General features: G+C 69.6%; 2 protein-coding genes. Both read left to right on the top strand.

Annotated features, from left to right (window positions below; translation table 11 throughout):
* The first annotated feature begins 237 nt into the window (after window positions 1-237).
* Window positions 238-2,061 (top strand): thioester domain-containing protein, encoded by a 1,824-nt coding sequence (locus NQ160_RS20965; protein ID WP_257517015.1) that lies wholly within the window; start codon window positions 238-240, stop codon window positions 2,059-2,061.
* 140 nt (window positions 2,062-2,201) lie between these two features.
* Window positions 2,202-3,379 (top strand): type I DNA topoisomerase (topA, locus tag NQ160_RS20960; protein WP_257517014.1); only part of this gene is annotated, 1,178 nt, incomplete at its 3' end.

Below are 3,379 nucleotides of genomic sequence, written 5' to 3'. Positions count from 1 at the left end.
CCCACCCCCGCAGCGAGGTCGCCGGTTTTTCCCGGCCGTCCTCAGAGGATCGGTGATCGGCCGCGTGGTTATCCTGTCGCCGCGTCTCCCGCGGTGGTGCCCACCGTCAGCGACATTCGGCCCGATCACCGGCGGGGCGCGGCGTGAACACAACCGCCGCGTTGCGACACATATCGGAAGGCAATCATGAACTCACCATTCTCTTCCCCTGGGCGCGCAGGCCATCGGAAAGCCGGTTTGCTCGCACTTCTCGGCACGCTTGCTGCAGCAGCCCTGGCGGTGACACCGCTGATGCCCGCACATGCGAGCATCGACGACGCGACACCGGTGGCCGACGCGAGAATCGGACCGAACACCGAGATCGTCATCACCGGCGTCTCCGAGGGCCTGAGGCTTACGGGTCATCTGCCGCCCACGGCCATCGTGCCCGATCCCGCAATCCCGTATCCCGACAGCCCACCGGCCGATTACACCACCCGATCGGGGTTCATCGGCATCATCACGACCGCGTCGGTGGATGACCCGTCCCGCACCGGCGAGATGTACTGCATCGCCGCGCGCACCCCCACGGCCGTCGGCATCGGCTACCAGTCGGGGAAGTGGTCGGAGGCGACCGTGCCGAACATCGGTTACGTCACCTACATCCTCAACAACTACTACCCGGCGGTCCAAGCGCCGGTGGGGCTGACGCCCGACGAGCAGGCGGCGGCCACCCAGTCGGCGATCTGGTACTTCACGGACGGGCTCGTGCTGGGGGACGAGAACGATGTCGTGCGCGCAGCCACCGCGGCGATCATCGCGGCGGCCCAGGCCAACGGCCCGGTGGCAGAACCCGAGGCGCCCGTGGCGATCAGCCCGGCATCCGTCTCCGCCCCGGCGGGGAGCGCGGCGGGCCCCTACGTCGTCACGGCCGGGGGCGCCGCGGCGGTGACCGTGAGCGTGCCGGACGGCTACACGATGTACAGCGACGCCGCCGCCTCGACGCCGATCCCGAACGCGAGCGGCGTCCCCTCGGGGACATCCATCTGGATCACCGGGCCAGGGGTGACGGGCGCCGAAACCGTCCTGAGCGCACGAGCCACCGTGACCGTGCAGCGCGGCAACATCTACCTCTACGACGGCAACACCCCGTCCTACAGCACCGCGCAGCCGATGGTCCTCGCCGACACGGCGCAGTTGGATGCCGTCGCGACCGCGACGGCGGAGTTCTTCACCACCGGTGACCTCACCGTCAACAAGGCGTTCGCCGGTGCGGCGGTGGGCCAGCAGGGCGCGGCCCAGCTGGTGATCGACTGCGGCGAGGGGTACACGTTCACGCAGGACATTCCCGCGGGGACCAGCACGACCCAGACCTACACGTTCCGCGGCATCCCCGTCGGCAAGACGTGCACCGTCACAGAACCGCTCACGGGCGCGACCTCCGAGGTGGGTGTCACCAGCGACCTCCCGGAGCCGGGCACGATGGCCGAGGCGGGCATCGCGCTGACGGTGACCAACACCGTCGAATTCAACGCGGGCTCGCTGAACCTGGTGAAGGTCATCGACGGCACGGCAGCCGGGCAGCAGTCCGCCATCTCCCTGTCGGCCACCTGCGACAACGGGCTGGCCGAGACGTTCGACATCCCCGCCGGCGCGGGCGCCGGGGAGTACGCGCAGACGTTCGGCAACCTGCCCGCCGGTACGGAGTGCACCGTGGCGGAGCGGGAGTCGGGCGCGAACGGTTCGGTACGCGTCGTCGCTGATGACCCGGTGACGGTGACCATCGCGCCGGGGGCAGTGACGGAGGCCAGACTGACCAACACCGTGGAGCCGGTCCAGGCCGTGCCCGGTGGCGCGGTGTCGCCGTCCGGTGGCACGGTGTCGCCGTCCGGTGGCGCGGTGTCGCCGCCCGGTGGCGCGGTGTCGCCGTCCGGTGGCGCGGTGTGGCCGTCGGGAGGCGACGCGCTGGCGAAGACGGGAGCCGATGCGCCGATGCCGCTGCTCGCGGTGGCTTCGGGCGTGATCGGTCTCGGGCTGCTGCTGATGCTGGCCGTCCGGGCGAAGGGTCGCGCAGCGGAGTGAGCTGAGGGTGGGGTGGATGCCGCGGCATCCGCCCCGCCCGCACCCCGCACCCGGATATGAGGGTACTGAGGGTTGAGCGTACTCAGGTTCTGCTCTGCTCGCCGGTGTGTATGGTGTGCACGGATAGAAAGGCGGCCACCGTGGCACAGGGCAAGAAGCTCGTCATCGTCGAGTCCCCGACGAAGATGAAGTCGATCCAGGGATACCTGGGCGATGACTACGAGGTGCTGAGCTCGGTGGGCCATATCCGCGATCTCGCGGATAAGAAGGACATCCCGGCGGACAAGAAGGCCGCCTACGGCAAGTACTCGATCGACGTCGACAACGACTTCGATCCGCTCTACGTCGTCAACGACCGCAAGACCAAGACGGTCGCCGAGCTGAAGCGGGCGCTGAAGGGTGCCGCCGAAGTGCTGCTCGCCACTGATGAGGACCGCGAGGGCGAGGCCATCGCGTGGCACCTCCTCGAGGTGCTCAAGCCCAAGGTGCCGGTCAAGCGCATGGTGTTCCACGAGATCACCAAGGACGCCATCCAGGCGGCGGCCGAGAACACCCGTGAGCTCGACCACGCGCTCGTCGACGCGCAGGAGACCCGCCGCGTGCTCGATCGCCTCTACGGCTGGGACGTCTCGCCCGTGCTCTGGCGCAAGATCGGCAGCGGCCGCGAGGGCCAGGCGCTCAGCGCCGGCCGCGTGCAGTCCGCCGCCACCCGCATGGTCGTCGAGCGCGAGCGCGAGCGCATGGCGTTCGTCTCCGCGTCGTACTGGGACGTCGAGGCGACGGCGGCGAAGGATGCCGCGAGCTTCGGCACGCGCCTGGCCCGCGTCGACGGTCTGCCGCTGGCCCGCGGCACCGACTTCGACGACAAGGGCGAGCTGAAGAAGGCCGTCATCGTCTTCGACGAGCAGCAGGCCCGGGAACTGGCCGATGCGATCGCCGCGAAGGGCACGGCATCCGTCACCGCCGTCGAGGCCAAGCCCGGCACGCGCAGCCCCAAGGCGCCGTTCACGACGTCGACCATGCAGCAGGAAGCCGGCCGCAAGCTCTCGATGAGCGCCAAGCACGCCATGAGCGTCGCCCAGCGTCTCTACGAGAAGGGCTACATCACCTATATGCGTACCGATTCGACGGCACTGAGCACTCAGGCCATCGAAGCGGCCCGCGCACAGGCCGTGTCGCTGTACGGCGACCGCGCCGTGCCCGACCAGCCCCGCGTCTACCGCAGCAAGAGCCGCAACGCCCAGGAGGCGCACGAGGCCATCCGTCCGTCGGGCGAGCAGTTCCGCACCCCGTCGTCGGTGGCATCCGACCTCGACCG

The organism is Microbacterium sp. zg.Y909 (genome assembly GCF_024626565.1).
This window is presented reverse-complemented; position numbering and strand designations above follow the sequence as displayed.